The 14,492-nt window shown below is 74.4% G+C and carries 13 protein-coding genes; 2 read left to right on the forward strand and 11 right to left on the reverse strand.

Annotated features, from left to right (window positions below):
• Window positions 1–26: 26 nt before the first annotated feature.
• The 7 genes from K3N28_RS02045 to K3N28_RS02075 all read right to left on the reverse strand — a co-directional run bounded on the left by K3N28_RS02045 (window position 27) and on the right by K3N28_RS02075 (window position 8,150).
• Window positions 27–965: a glycosyltransferase family 9 protein gene (locus K3N28_RS02045; protein ID WP_374209668.1), complete on the reverse strand. Its 939-nt coding sequence runs from the start codon at window positions 963–965 to the stop codon at window positions 27–29.
• Window positions 966–1,027: 62 nt separating this feature from the next.
• Window positions 1,028–1,711 carry an SDR family oxidoreductase gene (locus K3N28_RS02050; RefSeq protein ID WP_228090811.1) on the reverse strand — a complete coding sequence of 228 codons (684 nt, stop codon included), beginning with the start codon at window positions 1,709–1,711 and terminating at the stop codon, window positions 1,028–1,030.
• A gap of 13 nt (window positions 1,712–1,724) precedes the next feature.
• Window positions 1,725–3,359 carry a PfkB family carbohydrate kinase gene (locus tag K3N28_RS02055; RefSeq protein ID WP_228090812.1) on the reverse strand — a complete coding sequence of 545 codons (1,635 nt, stop codon included), beginning with the start codon at window positions 3,357–3,359 and terminating at the stop codon, window positions 1,725–1,727.
• Window positions 3,356–3,883, reverse strand: a complete 528-nt coding sequence (locus tag K3N28_RS02060; protein ID WP_374209669.1) for an SIS domain-containing protein — start codon at window positions 3,881–3,883, stop codon at window positions 3,356–3,358. Before K3N28_RS02060 ends, K3N28_RS02055 begins: the two co-directional genes overlap by 4 nt.
• A 96-nt stretch (window positions 3,884–3,979) precedes the next feature.
• Window positions 3,980–5,002, reverse strand: a complete 1,023-nt coding sequence (locus tag K3N28_RS02065; RefSeq protein WP_228090814.1) for a glycosyltransferase family 9 protein — start codon at window positions 5,000–5,002, stop codon at window positions 3,980–3,982.
• The gene (locus K3N28_RS02070) at window positions 4,999–6,528 is read right to left on the reverse strand and encodes an HAD-IIIA family hydrolase (RefSeq protein ID WP_228090815.1); all 1,530 of its coding nucleotides are present in this window, start codon (window positions 6,526–6,528) and stop codon (window positions 4,999–5,001) included. The genes K3N28_RS02065 and K3N28_RS02070 overlap by 4 nt, the downstream gene beginning before the upstream one ends.
• Window positions 6,525–8,150 (reverse strand): carbamoyltransferase C-terminal domain-containing protein, encoded by a 1,626-nt coding sequence (locus K3N28_RS02075; RefSeq protein WP_228090816.1) that lies wholly within the window; start codon window positions 8,148–8,150, stop codon window positions 6,525–6,527. Before K3N28_RS02075 ends, K3N28_RS02070 begins: the two co-directional genes overlap by 4 nt.
• 137 nt (window positions 8,151–8,287) lie before the next feature.
• Here K3N28_RS02075 and K3N28_RS02080 point away from each other — a divergent pair, with 137 nt between their 5' ends.
• Window positions 8,288–9,175, forward strand: coding sequence for a glycosyltransferase family 2 protein (locus tag K3N28_RS02080; RefSeq protein WP_228090817.1), 888 nt, complete (start codon window positions 8,288–8,290; stop codon window positions 9,173–9,175).
• Between the two features lie 156 nt (window positions 9,176–9,331).
• Here K3N28_RS02080 and K3N28_RS02085 read toward each other — a convergent pair whose 3' ends face one another.
• The 3 genes from K3N28_RS02085 to K3N28_RS02095 form a co-directional block, all read right to left on the reverse strand.
• Window positions 9,332–10,534 carry a glycosyltransferase gene (locus K3N28_RS02085; protein ID WP_228090818.1) on the reverse strand — a complete coding sequence of 401 codons (1,203 nt, stop codon included), beginning with the start codon at window positions 10,532–10,534 and terminating at the stop codon, window positions 9,332–9,334.
• A 17-nt stretch (window positions 10,535–10,551) separates the two neighbouring features.
• Window positions 10,552–11,511: a glycosyltransferase gene (locus K3N28_RS02090; RefSeq protein ID WP_374209670.1), complete on the reverse strand. Its 960-nt coding sequence runs from the start codon at window positions 11,509–11,511 to the stop codon at window positions 10,552–10,554.
• Window positions 11,512–11,644: 133 nt separating this feature from the next.
• Window positions 11,645–12,313 (reverse strand): O-methyltransferase, encoded by a 669-nt coding sequence (locus K3N28_RS02095; protein WP_228090820.1) that lies wholly within the window; start codon window positions 12,311–12,313, stop codon window positions 11,645–11,647.
• Window positions 12,314–12,715: 402 nt separating this feature from the next.
• On the opposite strand from K3N28_RS02095, the gene K3N28_RS02100 reads away from it, so the two are divergent.
• A complete protein-coding gene (locus K3N28_RS02100) occupies window positions 12,716–13,150 on the forward strand; it encodes an SsgA family sporulation/cell division regulator (RefSeq protein WP_374209643.1) in 435 nt (144 codons plus the stop codon).
• Window positions 13,151–13,299: 149 nt separating this feature from the next.
• Here the strand turns inward: K3N28_RS02100 and K3N28_RS02105 are convergent, their stop codons facing one another.
• Window positions 13,300–14,484, reverse strand: a complete 1,185-nt coding sequence (locus tag K3N28_RS02105; protein ID WP_228090822.1) for an acetate/propionate family kinase — start codon at window positions 14,482–14,484, stop codon at window positions 13,300–13,302.
• Window positions 14,485–14,492 lie beyond the last annotated feature (8 nt).

The raw sequence follows: 14,492 nt of genomic DNA on the forward strand, positions 1-14,492 counted from the left end.
CTGGCGGCCGGGGGCCCGGCCGCGGTTCAGAACGGGTAGCGCTCCAGGAGCTTGCGGGCCTGTTCGAGCACGTCGCGCTTGTCGAGCTCGAGCAGGCCGGGGTCGGGGCGGTCGCCGAGGGCGTCGCCGGTGCGCCCCGCCCAGAGGGCCCGGTGGCGGCGCCGCCACGGCGGCGGCCCCCACAGCGTCGGCGGCATGGGTCCGAACAGGACGACCGAGGGCGTGCCGAACGCGGTCGCCATGTGCGCGACGCCCGTGTCCCCGCAGACCACGAGCCGCGCCGAGGCGATGATCGCCGCCAGCTCCTCCAGGCCGGTGTGACCCGCGAGCACCCGCCAGGGCGCGATGCCGCCCGCGGCGGCCACGGAGCGGGCGAGACCGATCTCGTCGGCGCTGCCGGTGATGGTGATGTCGTGCCCGTCGTCCTGGAGTTCCCTCGCGACCCAGGCGAAGCGGTCGGCGGGCCAGCGCCGCGCCGCTGCCGCCGCGCCCGGGTGGACCACCACGGTGCCCACGTGCGGGGTCGGCGTGGGCGGCGGCGCGAGCAGGAGGTCGGTGGGGTCCGCGGTGATGCCGGACTGGTCGAGCAGGCGGCACCAGCGGTCGATCTCGTGGAGTTCGGGCCGCCAGGGCGGGCCCGGGACCTCGGGGACCTCGGGATGGCCGTGCGCGATGAGCGACGAGGGCCGGACGCCGAGGAGGTCGCGGACGCTCTCGGGGCCGCAGCCGTGCAGGTTGACGGCCAGGTCGGGAGCCGCGCTGTGCCAGGCGAGGCCGCCGAGGCCGGTCGTCGGGTGGAGCCGGTCGACGGCCTCCACGAGGTCGGCGAGCGGCCGCAGCGCCTCGGGCGCCGCCAGGACGATCCGCTTGTCGGGGAAGGCCCGGCGCAGCGCCCGGAGGGCGGGGACGGCGGTGAGGAGGTCGCCGACCCCGAGGGCCCGCAGGACGAGGACGGTGCCCCCCAGGGTGGGGTCGTCCTCAGGGGGTCTGAGCGGTTCCTCGGCGCCGGCGGGGTCGGGGTGGAGGGTTACGGCCACGAGGTCTCCTCCGACGAGCAGATGACCAGTTCGCGCACCTCGCAGCCGGGGGGCTGGGCGAGCGCGAAGAGGACGGCGTTGGCGACGTCCCGCGGGTCGTTGAGCTTGGCGGTGGGACCGGGCTTGTACTGCTCCGGGCGGCCGTCGAAGAAGGCCGTGCGCATGCCGCCGGGGACGAGGAGCGTGACGCGGACGCGCCCGGCGGTCTCGGCGGCGAGCGCGCGCGTGAACCCGACGACGCCGAACTTGGAGGCGCAGTAGGCGGTCGCGTCGGCGACGGCGTTGAAGCCGAGCGTGGACGCGCAGGTGATCACGGCCCCTTGGGTCTCGGTGAGGTGCGGGAGCGCGGCGCGGACGACGGCGGCGGTGCCGATGAGGTTGACCTTGACGACCTGCTCCCAGGCGTCGGCCTCGATGTCCGCGAGCTTGCCGCAGGCGTCCGTCCCGGCGGCGCAGAAGACCGCGTCGAGGCCGCCGGCCTGGACGGCGAGTTCCTCGACGGCCTGCGCGGCGGCCTTGGAGTCGGCGAGGTCGGCGCGGCGGAAGGGCCAGTCGGCGTCGGGTACGTCGCGGTCGATGACGAGCGGGACGCCGCCGGCCTTGGCGACGGCTTCGGCGGTCGCGGCGCCGAGTCCGGAGGCGCCGCCGGTGATGAGGACGTTTCCTGGCTGCATGGTGGTCCCTTCGTCAGATGCGGCTGTTCACGGTGTCGCCGTGCACGGCCGGGTCGTCGTTCATGTCGCTGGTGTCGAGGTCGTTGGTGTTCAGGTCGCCCGTGGCCATGGGTCGGCCGTTCAGCGCACGGCCGTTCAGGGCGCCGCCGTTCCCGTCGGCGCCCGCCGCGTTGATGTTGAGGGCGTTGACGAGCCCGGTCGTCGAGTATCCGTCTACTGTGGGCACTGTGACGATCTCGCCGCCGTGGCGGCGGACCGTGTGCGCCTCGGGGAGCGGGAGCCCGTCGTAGTCGCCGCCCTTGACCCACACGTCGGGCCGGAGCCGGTCGAGCACGCGGTCGGGGGTCGGCTCGTCGAAGACCGCGACGGCGTCGACCGCGGTGAGCGCCATGAGCATTTCGGCGCGTGCGGCGGCGGGCAGGATCGGTCGGCCGGGGCCCTTGAGCTCCTGGATCGACCGGTCCGAGTTGAGGCAGACGACGAGGGCGTCGCCCATGGCGCGGGCGCGGCGCAGGAGGCTCACGTGCCCGGGGTGGAGCAGGTCGAAGCACCCCCCGGTGGCGACGAGCGTGCCGCCGCCGCCGCGGATCCGCTCGGCCAGCGCGAAGGCGTCGGCCGGTTCGGAGGTCGCTGGGGGCGCGGCGGCCTCGCCGGTCCGCACCGTGTCGGCGTCGCCGCGCGAGGCGGCGGACCCGACGTTCACCTGCGAGGCGGCGTCGTCGTGGGACCGTTCGCCGACGGCTCCCGCGCCGCCGGCGGCGACGAACTCGGAGGCGGCGGCCACGGCGGACGCGACGGCGTGCGTGAGGTCGAGGCCGCGCAGGAGCGCGGTGGCCGCGGCCGCGCTGAAGCGGTCGCCCGCGCCGCACGTGTCCGTCCAGTGCGCCGAGGACGCCGCTGCGGGCGGGCTGATGCGTTCGACCCGGTGGGCGGTGGCGATGGTGGCGCCGCGTTCGCCTTCGGTGACGGCGACCGCTTCGCACGCGAAGGCGGCGCGCAGGGCCGCGGCGAGCTCGGCGACGTCGTGGTCGCCGGGCGCGAGGCGGCGGGCCTCGGCGAGGTTCGGGGTCACCAGGGCCGTGCCGCGCACCGGCGGCGGCCCCTTCGGATGCGGGTCCCACACGATCGGGATGTCGAGGGCGCGTTGCGCGAGCAGCCGGCGCAGCCCCGGGTGGGCGGCGAGCCCGCGGCCGTAGTCGGCCACGAGCACCGCGTCGGCGCACTGCAGGGCGGTGAACGCCTCGGGGACGAGACCGCCGTCGGGGGCGCGCCCGTCGCCGTCGTCGACGCGGGTGACGAGCTGCCCGGAGGCGCGGATGCGGATCTTGCGCACGGTGGTGCCGCACAGCGGCACCGCGGCGAGGTCGACCTGCGGGGCGAGCAGCTCGCGGAGCTGCCGCCCGGCCGGGTCGTCGCCGATCGCGGTCACGAGGCCGACGGCCGGCGCGGTCAGCCCCTGGCAGTCGGCGGCGGCGAGGACGGCGGCGAGCCCGGCCCCGCCGGGGCGGCGGACCTCGCTCTGGGCGTCCACGACCGGCACGGGCGCTTCGGGGCACAGCCGCTCGGAGCGGCCGTCCAGGTCGACGTCGAGGAACGCGTCGCCGACGACCACCAGCCGTTTGCGGCCGTTCGGGCTGCGGTGCGTCATGGCCGGGCTCCGATCGCCGCGTCGAAGGCCTCGCAGAGGGCGTGGACGATCGCCAGGTGCGCCTCCTGCACGGTGGCGGTGGTGTCGGCGTCGACGCTGATCGCGTCGTCGGCGAGGGTCGCGAGCGGGTTCGGCGCGGGACCGGTCAGGCCCCACACGGTCAGTCCCTCCTGGAGTCCGGCCTTGGCGGCCTGGATGACGTTCTGGCTCGTGCCGCTCGTGGACAGCGCTATGAGGACGTCCCCGGGGCGGCCGTGGGCGCGGACCTGGCGGGCGAAGTACTCGTGCTCGCCGTAGTCGTTGAGGATGGCGGTGGCCGCGGAGGTGTCGGCGTGCAGGGCGATCGCCGAGAACGGCGGCCGGTCGAGGCGGAAGCGCCCCACCAGTTCCCCGCTCAGGTGCTGCGCCTCGGCCGCCGAACCGCCGTTGCCGCAGGTGAGCAGGCGGCCTCCGCCGCTGAGGACCTCGGCGAGGTGCGCGGCCCAGCGGGCCACGCGCGGCGCCTGGTCCTCCAGGCGCTCCATGGCCGTGCCGAGCCGCCGCCAATGGCTCGCGGCGTCCGGCGTCTGCACCGTGGATTCGTCGGTCATAGCGGGTGCCTTCCTTTCCTCAGCGTCAGTTCATATCCCCGCGGTCGCGGCCGCGAGCGAGTCGACGGCCTCGGCCACGTCCATGGGGGACACCGTTTCGAGGCACGGGTGGCGGGGGACGGGGCAGTGCCGGGCGCGGGTGTCGCGGCAGGCGGCGTGCTGGTCCCCGAGGAGCACGTGCGGGACCCGGTAGGGCCCCCATTTGACGGCGGGGACGACGGGCGCGAAGAGGCTCACCACGGGCGTGCCGACGGCCGCGGCCACGTGGGCGGCGGCCGTGTTCGGCGCGACCAGGGCGTCGGCCCGGTCGATGACGGCGGCGAGTTCGGGCAGGTCGGTCCGGCCGCCGAGGTCGATCGCGCGACCGTGGGCGACGCGGACGGTGAGCGGCCGTTCGTCGGGCGAGCCGGTGACGACGACGTCGCGGCCGGCGGCCGCGAGGGTGTCGACGATCGCCGCGAGGCGCGGCGGCGACATGCGCCGGGCCGGGGCCGAGGCCCCGGGGTGGACGACGACGTACGAGGCGGGAAGACCGAGGTGGCCGATGTCGGGGAGGGGCCGGGCCAGCGCGAGGCGTCCGTCGTCGCCTTCGGGGAGCGCGAACCCGGCCGCCTCGGCCAGGTGCAGCGCCCGTTCGGGTTCGGGGAGCGCTTCGGGGACGTGCAGGCGCAGGTCGAGCAGCGACCCCGGGTAGTCGGTGCTGATCGCGCCGACCCACGGGACGTGCGCGAGGCGCAGCATGAGCGCGGTCGGCAGCGGCGACTGGTGGAAGGAGGTGAGGATGAGCGCGGTGTCGAAGCCCCCCTCGGCGATCCGGGCCCGGATCGCCTCGAAGTCGTTCGGGTCGAGCGGCTGCGGCTCGGGGTCGATCCAGGGCGCGCGCCAGGAGATCACCTCGTCGACGCCGGGCAGGAGCGCGGCGGCGGCCGCGCCGCGCGGCCCGGCGAGGACGGTGACCGAGTCGGATCCGGCGGCCGCGGCGCGGATGCACGGCCCGGCGAGCAGGACGTCCCCGAGGTTGTCCTGGCGCACGATGAGGGTCTTGGCGCTCATGCGACGTCTCCCAACGCGATGTTGACCGCCTCGCACAGGTCCCGTGCGACCGCGCCCCGCTCGCGGGCCAGGGCGACCTCCTCGGGCCGGGTGCGCTTGGTGGGGACCAGGATCGCGCGGGCGCCGGCCGCCCACGCCGCTTCCATGTCGGCCCCGATGTCGCCGATCATGACGCACCGTTCGGGCCGGGCCCCGAGCTCCTCGGCGGCTTCGAGGATGAGCCGCGGCGAGGGCTTGCGGCAGTCGCAGCCGTCCAGGTGCGGGCAGACCTTCCAGGTCTCGAACGGGCCGAGCAGCTCGTCGACGCGGCGGTTCACGGCCTCCAGTTCGGCCTCGGTGATGAGGCCGCGGGCGACGCCGGACTGGTTCGACACGACCCCGGTCGGGATCGCGGCGGCCCGGACGCGGCTCATCGCGAGCGCGGCCTCGGGCAGCGGCGTGACCTTGGCGGGGTCGTTCAGGTAGGGGCCGTCCTCGATGAGCGTGTCGTCGCGGTCGAACAGGATCGCGTCGGGCCTCGGCGGCACGCGGTGGCGGAGGGTGCCGACGACGTTCCAGTAGACCGCGGCGGGCGGGATGAGGACGCTGGAGAGCGCCATGTCCGCGATCTCGGTGGCCCGCAGCGGGCCGTGCGCGATGCGGGAGGCGGCGAACCGCCCGGTCATGGCGGCCCAGGCCGCGGCGGCCGGCGCGGCGAAGCGGCGGCGGCGCGCCGTCCCGTACAGGGCCGCGGCTCCGAGGACGCTCGTGGTCAGGTGGAAGGCGAAGCGGGAGCGCCGCTCGCCGCAGCGTTCGCGCCAGGTGAGGCCGTGCTTGGCGCGCATGAGCGCGTTGTCGGCGTTGCCGACCTGCTCGCGGACGCTGGAGAGGAAGCCCTTCGGCCGGGCCGGGTGCTGGGTGCGGCGCGTGCCTTCGGCGATGCGCCAACCGGCGTCGACCACCCGCAGCGCCAGGTCGCTGTCCTCCCGGAAGGCGCGGGTGAAGCGGTCGTCGAAGCCGCCCACGGCCTGGAGCACGTCCCGGCGGTAGGCCATGTCCGCGGTGATCCAGCGGGCGTCGGCCAGCGCCGCGGTACGGCGCTCGGCGTCGGTGGGCGCGTGGTCCTCGGGCGGGGGCACTTCGATGCGGCCCTGGGAGCCGCCGTCCTCGCCGCCGACGAGATCGAGGTCGCGGGCGAGGTCGGCGAACCAGCCGGTGCCGGGGATGACGTCGTCGTCGAGGAACGCGATCCACTCGGTGTCGGCTGCGCGCCAGCCGAGGTTGCGGGCGGCGGCGGGGCCGTGCCCGTAGGAGCGGAGCGTCCCGGTGCGGAACGGCATCGGCGGCAGGTCGAGGTGGTCGGGCCGGGGGCGGTCGTCGACGAGGATGAGCTTCGCCGGGCGCGGCCCCTCGGCGGCGGCCAGCGCGAGCAGGAGCGTGTGCAGGCTCTCGCGGCCGACGGTCGGGACGACGACGGTGACGTGGTCGAGCGTGGGCTCGCCGGGCGCTGCGGCCTGGCGGCGCTGCGGGTGCGGTGCCTCGTTCATCGCCGCCTCACCGTGAACGGTCCGATGGCGAGCAGGTCGATCGGGGAGGACCCGAAGCACTCCATGGCGTCCTGGGGCGAGTCGACCATGGGCCGTCCGGCGGTGTTGAAGCTGGTGTTGACCACGGCGGGCAGCTGGGTGAGCCGCTCGAACTCGGTGAGCATCGCCCCCAGGAGGGGCTGCTCGGCCGGGTCGACGGTCTGGACGCGCGCGGTGTCGTCCACGTGCGTCACCGCGGGCAGGCGGCCCTGCCAGTCGGGATGGACGTCGTGGACGAAGAGCATGTACGGCGAGGGGATCGGACCGCGCGAGAAGACCTCGGGGGCGCGGTCGAGGAGCACCATGGGCGCGATGGGCCGGAAGCGTTCGCGGCCTTTGACGGCGTTGAGCCGGTCGAGGTTCGCGGCCCGGCCCGGGTGCGCCATCAGCGAGCGCTGCCCGAGGGCGCGGGGCCCGAACTCGCTGCGGCCTTGGAACCATCCGACGATGCCGTCGTCGGCGAGGGCCGCGGCGACGCGGGTCGCGAGGTTGTCGGGGCGCTCGTACGGGAGGTCGGCGCGCTTGAGCTCGGCCTCGATCGCGTCCTCGCTCCAGCCGCGCCCGAGCGCGGCGTCGCGCATGGGCTCGGGCGTGTCGCCGAGTTCGACCGCGACGTGGAGGGCCGCGCCCAGCGCGGTCCCGGCGTCGCCGGCGGCGGGCTGGACCCACACGTTCGCGAAGGGGCCTTCGGCGTGGAGGCGGGTGTTGGCGACGCAGTTGAGCGCCACGCCGCCGGCGAGCGCGAGGTTCGTGGCGCCGGTCTCGGCGTGGGTCCAGTGCGCGAGTTCGAGCAGGACGTCTTCGACGCGCCGCTGCACGCTGGCGGCCAGGTCGGCGTGCGCCGCGGTCGGCTCCTGCCCCGGCTGCCTCGGCGGGACGAGACGGCTCCAGTCGATCGGCTCGGTGACGAAGCCGCCGTCGCCGGTGGTGCGCACGGCCTGGGTGAGCTCGGGCAGGAACTGGGGACTGCCGTAGGAGGCGAGGGCCATGACCTTGTACTCGTCACTGGAGCGCTGGAAGCCCAGGTGCACGGTGACGTCCTCGTAGAGCAGACCGAGGGAGTGCGGGAGGGCCTGGGACGCGAACTCGACGAGCTTGCCGCCGCTGTAGCGGCCCGCGAGGTGCGAGGCGCACTCGCCGCGGCCGTCGGCCACGATGACGGCGGTGTCGCCGTGCGGGCCCGCCAGCGCGGCGGAGGCGGCGTGCGCGACGTGGTGGCGCACGAAGACTACTTTGGACGGATCGAGGCCCGGCAGGGCGGTCTGCATGAACCACGGCGTCCGGCGGGCGTAGGAGGTGCGCAGCGACTCCCACTGGGGGTCCTGGCCCGGGCCGTCGGGGATGACCGCGTCGGGGTCGTAGGAATAGGCGACGGCGTCGAGGTCGGCGGCCTCGATCCCGGCTTGGGCGAGGCACCAGGCCATGGCCTGCTCGGGAAGCTCCCATGCCGAGAACGGCACCGGGCGCTTGCCGTGCTTGCGGCGGCTGAAGCGCTCTTCCTCCGCGGCGGCGACGATGCGGCCGTCGACGACGAGGGCCGCTGCTGGATCGTGGAAGATGGCGTTGACGCCGAGTACTTTCACCGTGGGCCTCCCGTGCCGATGGCGTGATTACCGGTCGTGGTCAACTACCCGCAGGCTTCTCCGATAAACGCTTCGCAGGTGAAGCGGTATAGTGTTCCCGCAGGTGTGGGGCTTGGAAGTGGGGGTACCCCCGCCCGATGCTCGATGCGCGGACCACCGTGGTGATCGCGACGCGAAACCGCGGACCTGAACTGGAGAAGACCATTGAGGAGATTTGCGGGCTGGACCCGGCGCCGCCGGTGATCGTCCTCGACAACGCCTCGGAGGACGACACGGCCCCCCGGCTCCTGGCCCTGGCGGAACGCCATCGCCAGGTGAGCGGCTTCCGGCTGCCGGTCAACCGGGGCACGGCGGTGCGGAACCTCGGGGTGGTGGCCGCGCGGACGCCGTATGCCGCGTTCTGCGACGACGATTCGACCTGGGAGCCCGGCGCCCTCCAGCGCGCCGCGGACCTGCTGGACGACCATCCGCGCCTGGGTCTGGTGGCGGCGCGGACGCTCGTCGGCGAGGAGGGCGCGGAGGACCCGATGAACGCGGCGCTCGCCGACAGCGCCCTGGGGACGCCGCCGGACCTGCCGGGGCCGGCCGTGCTGGGCTTCCTGGCCTGCGCGGCCGTGGTACGGCGCAAGGCGTTCCTGGAGGTCGGCGGGTTCAGCGAGGTGCTGCGGTTCATCGGCGAGGAGCGGCTGCTGGCGATGGACCTGGCCGCGAGCGGGTGGGCCGCGTGCTACGCCGAGACGGTGACCGCGCGGCACCGGCCCTCGGAGCACCGGCCGCCGTCGCCGTGGCGGCGGGCCCGGGAGCTGCGCAACGACGCGCTGACGGCGTGGATGCGCCGCCCGGTGGGCGTCGCGGCCCGCGAGACGCGGGCGCTGGCGAAGCGGGCGGTGCGGGACCGCCAAGCGGCCAAGGCGATGGCCGAACTCGCGGCGCGGTTCCCGGTCGCGCTGGCGCAGCGCCGCCGGCTCCCCGAAGCGATCGAAGCCCAGGCGGCGGCGCTGGAAGCGGCCCGGGGAAGGGCCTGACACCGCCCTGGAAGCGGCCCGGGGAAGACGCGGTGGCGGGCGGGGCCGAACCGCCCGCATACCGGCAGTGATCGGGGCGCCGCCGTGCGGTGAAGCCCCGACCCTGCTCAGCGTTCGTCCTCGGCGCGTCGCGCGGGCCGCTCGCGCCGACGCCGCTCAGCTCGCGGGCACCTCGCGGTCCGCGATCACCTTCTCGTAGGCCTTCAGGGTCTCGGCCCCGATCGCGTCCCACGAGTACCGGGCGCAGGCCCGCTCCCGGCCCGCGAGGCCGCGGCGCTTCCGCAGCTCCTCGTCGTGCAGGTACGGCCGGATCGCGTCCGCCACCGCCACCGGGTCGTTCTCGTGGACCAGCGTCCCGGTCACGCCGTCCTCCACGGTGTCCTTCATGCCGCCGACCGCCGACGCGACCACCGGCACGCCGCAGGCCATCGCCTCCAGCGGGACGATCCCGAACGGCTCGTACCACGGGGTGCACACCACGACGTCGCTCGCGCGGTACAGCGCGGGCATCGCGTCGTGGAGCACCTTCCCGGGCATGAGCACCCGGTCGGCCACGCCGCACTCCTCGGCGACCCAGCGCAGCCGCGCCGCCTCGGGGTCCGCCTCCACCGGGCCCTCGGCCGGTCCCCCGGCGATCACCAGCTCGGTGTCGCGCAGGTGTCGCAAGGCGGCGATCACGGTGTCGACGCCCTTGCGCCGCACGAGCCTGCCGGCCACGAGCAGCCGCGGCAACCCGTCCCGGCCCGCCGCGGGACCGAACGGGTTGAAGTAGTCCAGGTCCACCCCGCAGGGGATCACCGCGCACTTGTCCTCGGGGACGCCCATGGCGGCCAGCTCGGCCACCTCGTCCTCGCAGGTCGCCACGATCCCCGCGCAGGCCGCCCCGATCTCGCGCTCGACGGCGATCCGCTCGGGCGGGCTCGTGTCGGCCGCGCCCTGGTAGCGCCGCTTCACCGTGCCGAGCGCGTGGTACGTCTGCACCACCGGCACGTCCAGCGGCTGGGCGGCGCGCAGCGACGCCAGGCCCGACATCCAGAAGTGCGCGTGCACGACGTCGGGCCGCTCGAGCCCCCAGGTCTCCCCCAGGCGCTTGGCGAACCGCTTCATGTACGGCGGCAGCTGGTCCTTCGGGACCGGCTCGGCCGGCCCGGCGTCGACGTGGACGACGGCGTAGCCGTCCGCGGCGAGCACGACCGCCTCGATGTCGGGGCGGTCCCGCCGCGTGTAGACCGTGACCTCGTGGCCCTGCCGGACCAATGCCGCGGCGAGCTGGGCGACGTGGACGTTCTGCCCCCCGGCGTCCTCGCCCCCCATCTCGGCCAGCGGGCTGGCGTGCTCGGACACCATCGCGATCCTCATGTCGCCTCCGTTCGCGTTCAGGACGTGGCACGCGCCAGGAGCGCGTCCCACCGCCGCAGGAAATCCTCGAGTCCGAAATGGATGCTTGCGTACTCGCGGGCCGCCGCGCCCGCCTCGCGCGCCTCGCCGGGGTCGGCGACGAGCTTGGCGACCCGGTCGACGAGCTCGTCGACGTCCGCCGAGACCGCGCCGACCTCCGGAGGCAGGGTCGCGGCGGCGGTGCTCGCGACGACGGCGACGGGCATGCCCAGGTGCATGGCCTCCACGAGGGAGAGCCCCAGGGAGGTCCAGCGGGCCGGGTGGATGTAGACGCGGCGGCGGGCCATCGCCCGGTGCAGCTCGCCCATCGGCAGGTCGGGTCCGCCGAGCAGCTCGTGCCGCGACGGGCCGGTCTCCAGCCGCAGCTCCGCGGCCTTGATGCCGAAGACGTCCACGGGCGCGGCGGCGCAGAACGCAGGGAGCAGGTCCGCCCCGGCGGCCCGGCCGCGGCGCACGGGTTCGTTGACGACGGCGACCGCGCGCGGCAGGTCGCCGAGGTAGCGCTGCCCCGGGTCGGGGATGCCGTGACCGATGACGGTGGTGGGCGCGGTGCCGCAGTCCCACATGAGCCGGTTGAAGTCGGTGACGTGGACGATCGGGATGTCGCGGCGGTCGGCGAGCGGGTGGCGGCTGACCGAAGCCCCGCCGGGCGGGGTGTTGTGCTCGACGTAGACGGCCGGGAGGTCGATGCCGGGACGGCGGCCGAGCCAGCGCTCGGTCAGCCGGATCTCCTCGACCCGCTGCAGGACCACGACGTCCACGGCGGTCCCGGGAAGTTCGTCGACCGGGACGTCGCGGACGTTCTCGGGCCAGGCCCGCCCGGCGCGCCCGCGGCCCCATTGCCCGCCCTCGTTGAGCACCGGCAGCAGGTACTCGTGCCCGCCGCGCACGAACGCGTCGTGCCACGTGCCGTGCACGTGCCAGCACAGCACCCGCAGACGCCGGGGTCCCCCGGCCGGAAACGTCTCCTCCAGCATGGCGGGCAGGTACCCCGAAGCGACTCTCGCCAATCACCGTCGAACGAGAGGCCCTGCCGCGCAATCGGTGAGAACGGGCCGATACGCAGTGCGCCTAGTCGATCACGCGTGCGATCGAGAGGCCGTCGTAGCCCTTGACGCCGACGGTCTGCATGACGGTGCCCTCCAGGCGCGGGTGGGCCGCGACCTTCTCCAGATACGAGCGCACGCCCTGCACGTTCGGGTCCCGGCTGAGCCCGTCGGCCACGGCCCCGCCGCGCACCACGTTGTCGGCGACGATGAGGCCGCCGGGCCGGGTCAGCTTGAGCGCCCAGTCCAGGTAATCGGGGTAGCCGCCCTTGTCGGCGTCGATGAAGACCATGTCGAACGGCTCGACGCCCTCGGCGGCGAGCGCCGGCAGGCTCTCGGCCGCGGCGCCGACGCGGATCTCCACGGTGCCCACGAGGCCGGCGCGGGCGATGTTGCCGCTGGCGACCTCGGCGTGCCGGGGGCTGTACTCCAGGCTCACGAGGTGCCCGTCCGCGGGCAGGGCCCGCGCCATCCAGATCGCGCTGTAACCGCCGAGCGTGCCGATCTCCAGGATGCGGCGCGCCCCCAGCACCTTCGCCAGGAGATGGAGGAACTTCCCCGTCGCAGGGGAGATCGAGATCGGCGGCAGGCCGGCCCGCTGGGCCGCGGCGGTCGCCTCGGCGAGGGTGTCGTCCTCGCCGACGATCAGCGATCCGAGGAACGCGTCGACTTCGCTCCACTGCGACTGGCCCATTTGCTCGCCCCTTCCAAGGAGTCGGAGAACATCGGTCAAACGCTATCACCGCGGTGCCACGGGGCTCACTCCGATAAAGTCCGGCATTCGTGACGAGGCGCTCGTGCGCATTGTCGGTTTGCCGGAGTGAGCGGCGGGGAATGGTACCGCTAACGAGTGAAGAACGTTGTTGTAATTACGACTTGGACGCAGGATCGCCGATGGCCTTTTGTCGGATTTTGCCCCTGAATCAGCTGAACGCGCCGGGCTCGGTCTTGCCGATCTTCGTACGGTGCAAGGGCTTGAATGATAGACCTGAATCACGACTTGTTCACCGCCGAGACGCCGGACCTCCGGTGCGGCGGCGGACCGGAACGACGGCCGACTTCGGGGGGAGCCGGTCGCAGACTGGGGGGTAACGCTATGAGCATGGCACGAGCGGCGACAGTCGACATCGGCACCACCATGCGGCTCGTCGCGCCCGATTTCGCGACGGTGAGTGTGCGCGCGAGTCTGCGATACGACCCGGACGACCCGTACGCGGTCTGCGTCATGTTCCACCCCGACGGCACCGACGCCGACCAGGTGGCCTGGTCCTTCTCGCGGGAGCTCCTCGCCAAAGGACTCGAGGAGCCCACCGGCATCGGCGACGTGCGCGTATGGCCCTGGACGACCCCCCGGGGCGAGTCGGTGGCGCTCGCGCTGTCCTCTCCGGACGGGAACGCGCTGTTCGAGATCAACCGCGGCGTCGTGCAGCGGTTCCTCCGCCGCGCCTACAGCCTGGTGCCGCGCGGCCGCGAATCGGGCTACGTCGACATGGACACGACCCTCACCAAGCTCCTCGCCGGCGGCGTCTGACACGCCGACCTCCCAGGCGAACGAAGGGGCGGACCGGATGATCCGGTCCGCCTTTCGCGTGCTCGGCGGGACCCGTCGGGTCCGGGGACCGCGACCGGAGCGGCGCCGGCCGGACTCGGACACGAGGGGCGCGGGCCCCTCGGCCGGGGTCAGCTGCGCAGGAGCGCCGCGGTCTGGCCCGCGATCTCGCCCTCTTCATTGGTCGGAACGACCATCACCGTGATCGGCGAGTCCGGCGTCGAGATGATGGGGCCGCCCGCCGCGTTCGCGGCCTCGTCGAGCTGCACGCCGAGCGCCACGAGCGAACCGAGCGCGCCCGCGCGCACCTCGGCGCTGTTCTCCCCCACGCCGGCGGTGAACGCGATCGCGTCCGCCCCGCCGAGCGCGGCGATGTACGAGCCGATGTACTTGCGGATGCGGTAGCAGTAGATCTCCAGCGCGGTCTGCGCCGCCCGGTCCCCCGCCGCCGCGGCCGCCTCGATCGCGCGCATGTCGATCTGCCCGGTCAGGGCGTACATCCCCGACTCCTTGTTCAGCGCCGTGTCCAGGTCGGCGAAGGAGGCGCCGGTCCGGCGGTGCATGTGGAAGACGATCGCCGGGTCGATGTCGCCCGAGCGGGTCCCCATCACGAGGCCTTCGAGCGGGGTCAGGCCCATCGAGGTGTCGATCGAGCGGCCGCGCTCGACGGCGGTCACGGACGCGCCGTTGCCGAGGTGCGCGACGATCACGTTGACCTCTTTGGGGCTCCTGCCGAGCATCTCGGCGGCCTTGCGGGAGACGTACGCGTGCGAGGTCCCGTGGAAGCCGTAGCGGCGCACCCCGTGGTCCTCGCGCCAGGAGGCGGGCACCGCGTACAGGTGCGCCCGCTCGGGCACCGTCGCGTGGAACGCGGTGTCGAACACGGCCACCTGCGGGAGCTTCGGGAAGAGCTTGCGGGCGACCCGGATGCCTTCGAGGTTCGCCGGGTTGTGCAGGGGCGCGAGCGCCGAGAGGTCCTCGATGGCCTGCTCGACCTCGTCGTCCACGATCACCGGCTGCACGAACCGCTCGCCGCCGTGCACGACCCGGTGGGCGACGGCGATGAGCCCCGTCGTCGACAGCGGCGTCCCGTGCTCCTCGAACGCGGCGACCATCGCCTCGAGTCCGGCCGCGTGGTCGGCGAGGCGCCCTTCGCGCTCGTGCCGCTCGCCCGCGTGCCGGTGGGTGAGGAGCGACGCCGACTGCCCGATGCGCTCGATCAGGCCCGAGGTCGACGCCTCCATGGTGTCGCCGTCGACCAGCTGGTACTTGATCGACGAGGACCCGGAGTTGATCACCAGGACCGGTGCGCTCATGGAACTTC

The sequence above is a fragment of the Glycomyces sp. TRM65418 genome (assembly GCF_019710475.1).
Classification (GTDB): domain Bacteria; phylum Actinomycetota; class Actinomycetes; order Mycobacteriales; family Micromonosporaceae; genus Glycomyces.